Source organism: Citreimonas sp. (assembly GCF_042096055.1).
Taxonomy (GTDB): Bacteria; Pseudomonadota; Alphaproteobacteria; order Rhodobacterales; family Rhodobacteraceae; genus Citreimonas.
In genome coordinates this window covers 1-7145 of record NZ_JBELMH010000116.1, presented here as the reverse complement: position 1 = coordinate 7145, position 7145 = coordinate 1, and the positions used below count along the sequence as shown (strand labels likewise).

The 7145-nt window shown below is 68.3% G+C and carries 7 protein-coding genes and 1 tRNA gene; 6 read left to right on the top strand and 2 right to left on the bottom strand.

Annotation, left to right across the window (positions count from 1 at the left end; translation table 11 throughout):
- Positions 1–229: 229 nt before the first annotated feature.
- Positions 230–460, bottom strand: coding sequence for a hypothetical protein (locus ACFDTC_RS16740; RefSeq protein ID WP_375260017.1), 231 nt, complete (start codon positions 458–460; stop codon positions 230–232).
- A gap of 390 nt (positions 461–850) precedes the next feature.
- On the opposite strand from ACFDTC_RS16740, the gene ACFDTC_RS16735 reads away from it, so the two are divergent.
- Positions 851–926 (top strand) — tRNA-Trp (locus tag ACFDTC_RS16735).
- 137 nt (positions 927–1063) lie between these two features.
- On the opposite strand, the gene ACFDTC_RS16730 is transcribed toward ACFDTC_RS16735, so the two are convergent.
- A complete protein-coding gene (locus ACFDTC_RS16730; protein WP_375260016.1) occupies positions 1064–1894 on the bottom strand; it encodes a hypothetical protein in 831 nt (276 codons plus the stop codon).
- A gap of 82 nt (positions 1895–1976) precedes the next feature.
- Between ACFDTC_RS16730 and secE the strand changes: the two genes are divergently transcribed.
- The 5 genes from secE (at position 1977) to ACFDTC_RS16705 (ending at position 6691) form a co-directional block, all read left to right on the top strand.
- Positions 1977–2174, top strand: coding sequence for a preprotein translocase subunit SecE (gene secE / locus ACFDTC_RS16725; RefSeq protein WP_375260015.1), 198 nt, complete (start codon positions 1977–1979; stop codon positions 2172–2174).
- A 195-nt stretch (positions 2175–2369) separates the two neighbouring features.
- Positions 2370–2903: a transcription termination/antitermination protein NusG gene (gene nusG, locus ACFDTC_RS16720; RefSeq protein WP_375260014.1), complete on the top strand. Its 534-nt coding sequence runs from the start codon at positions 2370–2372 to the stop codon at positions 2901–2903.
- 120 nt (positions 2904–3023) lie between these two features.
- On the top strand, positions 3024–3476 hold the full coding sequence (rplK, locus tag ACFDTC_RS16715; RefSeq protein ID WP_089883704.1) for a 50S ribosomal protein L11: 453 nt from the start codon (positions 3024–3026) through the stop codon (positions 3474–3476).
- Positions 3477–3480: 4 nt separating this feature from the next.
- Complete coding sequence (gene rplA, locus ACFDTC_RS16710) at positions 3481–4185, top strand: 50S ribosomal protein L1 (protein ID WP_375260013.1); 705 nt, start codon at positions 3481–3483, stop codon at positions 4183–4185.
- Between the two features lie 220 nt (positions 4186–4405).
- The gene (locus ACFDTC_RS16705) at positions 4406–6691 is read left to right on the top strand and encodes a DEAD/DEAH box helicase (RefSeq protein WP_375260012.1); all 2286 of its coding nucleotides are present in this window, start codon (positions 4406–4408) and stop codon (positions 6689–6691) included.
- Positions 6692–7145 lie beyond the last annotated feature (454 nt).

Below are 7145 nucleotides of genomic sequence, written 5' to 3'. Positions count from 1 at the left end.
CGAAGGCGGCCGCACCGTCGGCTCGGGCGTCGTCTCGAAGATCGTCGAGTAAGGCGAAGCCTGACGAGAGATGCGAAAGGGCGCCCCGCGGGGCGCCCTTTTTCGTGCCGGGATGATCCGTTGCGAGGGGCAGCGCACGACGTGCGCGACGCGGACACGTAAAAGGCCGCTCCCGAAGGAGCGGCCTTTGCGGCGTCGGGCGGCACCGGAGCCGCCCAGGCGCATCCGGTCAGCCGTTGATGTAGGACTGCACGAACAGGCGCTTCTGGTTCTCCGAGTCGCCGCTGTGGATGGCGCTCAGCAGCACGTTGACCTCGCGGGTCGACAGCTCGGTGAGGTCGGCCTTCGGCGCGTAGCGTGCGATGTCGTTCAGCTGCGCCTGGCTCGGGGCAGCGATGGCGCCGGTTGCGGTACCCAGCGTGGCGACGGCGATCAGGGCGGTTGCGATGGTGCGTTTCATGTCGGTTCTCCTTGTTCTTGGTTGGGCACATGGCCCGGTGTGATGCTGTCGAGGTCTGTGCGCCTCGACACGAAACAGGTGGGGCACAGGGTTGGAGAAGGAAAATAACAAGCTGATCTCGCCGCGGTAACGGCCTCTTGTGCTTGACTTCATGCGGAAAAATACGGGTACCGCAAAAACGCACATTTCCTGAAGAAACGGGCGGGGCCGCCGGGCGATCGGGCGCCTGAGCCTTCGCGCAGACGCAAGGCCGGTTTGCATCGGGCGCGGGGCAGAACGGAGTGGGATCGTACTCATCAAGGCAGAAAGGGACGACGGAAGAATCCGTGAATTCAGTTATCGAACTGGCCTTGATTTCCGCCCGGCGTTGACGTACCTCGCCCTCACCGCAGGGGTATAGCTCAGTTGGTAGAGCGACGGTCTCCAAAACCGTAGGTCGCGGGTTCGAGCCCTGCTGCCCCTGCCATTTCCTGAAATGATGGATACGTCGAGGCAGCGCCTGCGACGTCCGCGTGCGCAGCGGCCCGGGGCGTGGCGTCTCGTGCGCACGAAAAAAGGCCGCCCCGGAGGGACGGCCTTTGGTCTGTCATCGCCGTGGGGCGATTACATGGTCTCGATGCTCTCGACCACGGTCATGACCTGATCACGGTCGCCGGTCGCCAGTGCGGCGCGCAGCTCGATGGCCTGGTCTTCCGTGATGGTCGTCAGATCCAGCTCGGGCGCGATCAGGCGGATGTCGCGGATCTCGGCGTCCGTCAGCATCAGCATCGCATCGTCGTCCGATTCGACCAGCGCGCGGATCTTCTGCGCCGCGTCGGCCTGGTTGTCTTCCGAGTTGACGAACGAGATCGCCTGCAGGATCTGCGCGTCGGTCATCGTGGCGACGTCGACGTCCGGAGCGACGGTGCTGATCTGCACCAGCTGCGCCTCGGTGAAGGTCGCGGTCACGACGCCTTCGCCTTCGACGATCGAGCGCATGCGCGTCTGACGGTCACCGAAGGAGCCGCCGCCGTATGCGATGGTCACCAGCTCCTGGATCGTTTCCTCGGGGAGCAGCGCCACGTTGGTGTCGGGCAGGAAGCGCTGAACTTCGGTCATCTGCGCTTCGGTCTGCGCGAATGCGCCGGTTGCCAGCATTGCGCTCAGGGCGGTGGTTGCAAAGATGCGTTTCATTGCGTGTATCCTTTCCTTGCGTTCAATCGCAGTGACGCGCCGCGATCCGACGCGCCGTCTGGGACCAAAACAATCGCTGGCGCCGTGGGTTCCGGGACGGTTGCGGCGGTTTTCGGGTTTTGGCGCGGCCCGCCTCGGACTTGACCAAAAAACGGGATCGCCACGCGCGCGCGAACGAGTGTCGCCGGCACGGGTTCCGCCCGAAAATGGCCGACAAAATAAACGTTTCGTGATGAAAAGTCGCACGCCCGTGACCGCCACGCGGCGGGCCGGGCCGGCCTTGTAATCGCGCGGCGGCCGGCGTAAAGGAGCGCGGAACGTTCACGAGGAAGGCTTTCACGCGATGGCCCGCACCAACCCGCTTCAATTCGTCCAGCAGGTCCGCGCCGAAGTCGGCAAGGTCGTCTGGCCGACCCGCCGCGAGGTGGTGCTGACCACGATCATGGTCTTCATCATGGCGACGCTGACCGCGATCTTCTTCGCGATCGTCGACCTTCTGATCCGGCAGGGCCTGCAGGGCGTTCTGACGATCTTCGGCTAGGCCGCCGGCGGTACTTGAATTCACGCAGGCGCGCGGGTAATCACGCGCCACTTCGTGACGGGCGTGCAATGATTCGAGTTGCGCGCCGCTTTTTTGCTTCCCGCGCGGGTTCGCACGCGCGACACAACGAAGCGACGCGCGCACGCGCGGTGTGGAATGAACCGGCACGGCCGGCAAGGACAAGGGTTGGGCCAGATGGCGAAACGGTGGTATTCGGTTAGCGTCCTCTCGAACTACGAGAAGAAGATCGCCGAACAGATCCGGACGGCGGTGGCCGAACAGGGGCTCGAGGACCAGATCGACGAAGTGCTGGTCCCTACCGAAGAGGTGATCGAGGTCCGCCGCGGCAAGAAGGTCTCGGCCGAGCGCCGCTTCATGCCGGGCTACGTGCTGGTGCACATGGAGATGTCCGACAAGGGCTATCACCTGATCAACAGCATCAACCGCGTGACCGGCTTCCTGGGCCCGCAGGGTCGCCCGATGCCGATGCGCGACGCCGAGGTCGACGGCATCATCGGCCGCGTCCAGGAGGGCGAGGAAGCGCCGCGCACGCTGATCCACTTCGAGATCGGCGAGAAGGTCAAGGTCAACGACGGCCCGTTCGAGGGCTTCGACGGCATGGTCGAGGGCGTCGACGACGACAATCAGCGCCTGCGCGTCGCGGTGTCGATCTTCGGTCGGGAAACCCCGGTCGAGCTGGAATTCACCCAGGTCTCGAAAGAGGGCTGAGGGAAAGCGGGCCCGCGGGTCCGCATCACCGTGGGAGGCGAGGGCATCGCGATGTCCGGACCAGACCACGCAACGAAACGCCCCGCGACGCGTCACGGGGCCGGTTGAAAGGAAACGCCGATGGCAAAGAAGCTCGCCGGCAAGATGAAACTGCAGATCCCTGCAGGCAAGGCCAACCCGTCGCCGCCCGTGGGCCCCGCCCTGGGTCAGCGCGGCATCAACATCATGGAATTCTGCAAGGCGTTCAACGCCAAGACGCAGGAGATGGAACCTGGCGCTCCGTGCCCCACGGAGATCACCTACTACCAGGACAAGTCCTTCACCATGGACATCAAGACGCCGCCGGCGTCGTATTACCTCAAGAAGGCCGCCGGCCTGAAGCCGGTGGGCAAGCGCAACCGCCCGCGCGGCGCCGTGCTGCCGGGCCGCGAGACGATCGCGACCGTCACCACCAAGCAGGTGCGCGAGATCGCCGAGGCGAAGATGCGCGACCTGTCCGCGACCGATGTCGAGCAGGCGATGAAGATCATCCTCGGCTCGGCGAAGTCGATGGGTATCGAGGTGAAGGGGTAAGATCATGGCGAAACTCGGAAAACGTGCCCGCGCGGCCCGCGAAGCCTTTGCCGGCAAGGAGAACCTGTCGGTCGAGGAGGCCATCGGCCTGATCAAGCAGGTCGCCGGCTCGACGAAGTTCGACGAAACCGTCGAGATCGCGATGAACCTGGGCGTCGACCCGCGCCACGCCGACCAGATGGTCCGTGGCGTCGTCGGCCTGCCCAACGGCACCGGCAAGACGGTCCGTGTGGCAGTCTTCGCCCGCGGCGCCAAGGCCGACGAGGCGAAGGAAGCCGGGGCCGAGATCGTCGGCGCCGAGGACCTGATGGAGACCATCCAGGGCGGCACGATCGAGTTCGACCGTTGCATCGCGACGCCGGACATGATGCCGATCGTCGGTCGCTTGGGCAAGATCTTGGGCCCGCGCAACCTGATGCCGAACCCCAAGGTCGGCACGGTGACGATGGATGTGGCCCAAGCGGTCAAGGACGCCAAGGGCGGCCAGGTGCAGTTCAAGGCCGAGAAAGCCGGTGTCGTGCACGCGGGCGTCGGCAAGGCGTCCTTTGACGAGGCCAAGCTGGCCGAGAACATCCGCGCCTTCGTGGCCGCGGTGTCGGCCGCCAAGCCCGCCGGCGCCAAGGGCACCTACATGAAGAAGATCGCGCTGAGCTCGACCATGAGCCCGGGCGTGACCGTCGACGTGAACAGCGCCACCGGCGCGGCCTGATCCCAGGCACATGAGACGACGAGGGGCGGGCCGGTCGGTCCGCCCTTTTTCTTTGCCCCGCGCCGCGACGCCGGCGCGCACCCGGCAGGCGCCCGCCGCCGGGTCACGAATTTTCCCCGTATACATGCCCCCGCCGTTGCGTTAGGCGGCATCCTTTCCCACCTCTCTTCCCAGAGACGGCCCGTGCCGCGGCGCGGGCGCCACCAGATCGGTTTTGCGAATGATCCCTTCCCTGTCCCAGGCGCTGTCCGAGCGCGGCTACGATACCCTCACCGCGGTGCAGGAGGCCGTGACCGACCCCGCCCTCAGCGATGCCGACCTGCTGGTCTCGGCGCAGACCGGATCGGGCAAGACGGTGGGCTTCGGCCTGGCCATCGGTCACACGCTGCTGGGCGACGCGGACACGCTGGGCCCGGCCGCCGCACCGCTGGCGCTGATCGTCGCGCCCACGCGCGAACTGGCCTTCCAGGTGACGCGCGAGCTGAGCTGGCTCTACGCCAAGGCCGAGGCGCGGGTGACATCCTGCGTGGGCGGCATGGACATGCGCGACGAACGCCGCGCGCTGGAGCGCGGCGCGCATATCGTCGTCGGCACCCCGGGGCGTCTGGTCGACCACATCAAGCGCGGCTCGCTGGACATGACCGGCCTGCGCGCGATCGTGCTGGACGAGGCGGACGAGATGCTGGACCTCGGTTTCCGCGAGGATCTGGAATTCATGCTGGGCGAGGCGCCGGCCGACCGGCGCACGCTGATGTTCTCGGCCACTGTGCCGCCGATGATCGTGACGCTGGCGCAGCACTACCAGCGCGACGCGGTGCGCGTGACGACGCTGTCGGACCGCAGCCAGCACGCCGACATCAGCTACCAGGCGCTGCGCGTGGCGCAGCAGGACGCTGAGAACGCCATCATCAACGTGCTTCGCTACCACGAGGCGCAGAACGCCATCGTCTTCGCCAACACCCGCGCGACCGTGAACCGGCTGACCGCGCGCTTCGCCAACCGCGGCTTCGCCGTGGTCTGCCTGTCGGGCGAGCTGAGCCAGACCGAGCGGACGCATGCGCTGCAGGCGATGCGCGACGGGCGTGCGCGGGTCTGCGTGGCGACCGACGTGGCCGCGCGCGGCATCGACCTGCCGAACCTCGAACTGGTGATCCACGCCGAGCTGCCGTCGAACGCCGAGGGCCTGCTGCACCGCTCGGGACGCACCGGCCGGGCCGGTCGCAAGGGGATCTCGGCGCTGATCGTGCCGCCGAAGGCCGCGAACCGGGCCGAGCGCCTGCTGCGCAGCGCCCGCGTCAGCGCCGACTGGACGACCGCGCCCGATGCCGACGAGATCCTCCGCCGCGACGAGGAACGCCTGCTGGCCGATCCCGTCTGGTCCGAGGAGATCACCGCGGTCGAAGCGTCTTTCGCCGAGAAGCTGACCGCACAACATGCGCCCGAGGCGATCGCGGCCGCGTATCTGCGGCTCTATCGCGAGCGTCACTCGGCGCCCGAGGAACTGGTGTCGCCGGACACGCGCGCGCCCGTCAAGGAACGCGCGCCCTTCGGGCCCAGCACGTGGTTCGCGCTGTCGGTGGGTCGCGACGACCGGGCCGAGGCACGCTGGATCCTGCCGCTGCTGTGCCGGGCCGGCGGGCTCGACAAGGACTCGATCGGCGCGATCCGTGTGCAGCAATCCGAGACGCATGTTGAGCTGGCCGATGCGGCGGTGCCCGGTTTCCTGTCTTCGCTGGGCGCGGGTGGCGAGCTCGAGAAGGGCGTGACCGCGCGCAAGATGGACGGCGCGCCGGATGCCGGAAGCCGGCCGGCTGCGCCGCGGCGTGAGAGCGCGCCGAAACCGCCGCGCAAGCCGGCCGCGAAGCCGCGCGAGGGGTTCTCCGAGAAGCCCGAGCGGGCCGAGCCCAAGGCGGCGCCCGCGCCGGAACCCAAGGCGGAGCCGGTCACTGAGCGCGCCGAGCGCACGGCGCCCCCGCCGCGCGACGAGACGTCCAAGCGCGCCGCGCCGAAGTCCGATTGGTCCGCGCCCAAGCCCGAGCGGAGCTACGACAACCGCGACAAACCGCGCGCGCCGCGGAAAGCCGCGGATGCCCGTCCGCCGCGCGACGACGCGCGCCCGTCCACGCCCGCGGGCAAGGCATCGGGCGAGCGCAGCACGGATTCGCGCCCCGGCGGCAAGCGCTTCGGAGAGGGCAAGCCCGGCGGCGGGCGGTCCTTCGGTGGCAAGCCGAGCGGCTACAAGGGCGGCGCGCCGCGCTCGGGCGCACCCGAGCGCGCGGAACGCCCCGCGGCCCCGCGCGCCGACGCGTCTGACACGTCCAAACGGTTCGTGCCCCCGCGCCAGGGGGCGGGCGGCAAGCCGGCCGGCAAGCCCGGCGGGCGCCCGGGTGCGAAACCCGGCGGCAAGCCGGGCGCCAAGTTCGGCGCGAAGCCGGCAGGCAAGTTCGGTGCCGGCGCGGCCGGCAAGCGGCCGGGCGGCGCGCAGCCGCCGCGGCGCAAGCCCTGATCCGACACGCAGGCGCGGCGACGGGATCGCCGCGTCGTCCCGCGGCTGCATGAAAATGCGGCGCGGGGATGGGCAGAGCCGCGGCGGGATGCTATGTTCCGCAGGTGACGCAGGGTCCGTGTGTCCGCGTGCGGTTTCCGCACCCGCGGGCCTTGGCAACGCCTTTCAAACCGGTTACGCCGTCCGAACGGTGGCCCGCTCGATTCGTGCGGGCCGTCGTTTCGTCCGAGACGGTGGGCTGACTGCTTTCGCATTCGCTAAGTCCTGCCCGAGACGGGAAGAGACATCTTTTCCGGTGCCGCGTGCGGCCCGGCTGGCGATGTGACGACCCGATCGGACCTTGTGGCATGGCGTTCGCGCCGTGCCGGAACGAGCCGGAGGGGTCGCCCCTCCATCAACTGGAGTGAAACTGTGGATAGAGCCCAGAAAGAGAAAGTGGTCGAGGAACTCGGCC

Coding starts and splice junctions, on each gene's coding strand:
- ACFDTC_RS16740 (WP_375260017.1), bottom strand. CDS start 460: ATGAAACGCACCATCGCAACCGCCCTGATCGCCGTCGCCACGCTGGGT.
- secE (WP_375260015.1), top strand. CDS start 1,977: ATGGCCCGCACCAACCCGCTTCAATTCGTCCAGCAGGTCCGCGCCGAA.
- nusG (WP_375260014.1), top strand. CDS start 2,370: ATGGCGAAACGGTGGTATTCGGTTAGCGTCCTCTCGAACTACGAGAAG.
- rplK (WP_089883704.1), top strand. CDS start 3,024: ATGGCAAAGAAGCTCGCCGGCAAGATGAAACTGCAGATCCCTGCAGGC.
- rplA (WP_375260013.1), top strand. CDS start 3,481: ATGGCGAAACTCGGAAAACGTGCCCGCGCGGCCCGCGAAGCCTTTGCC.
- ACFDTC_RS16705 (WP_375260012.1), top strand. CDS start 4,406: ATGATCCCTTCCCTGTCCCAGGCGCTGTCCGAGCGCGGCTACGATACC.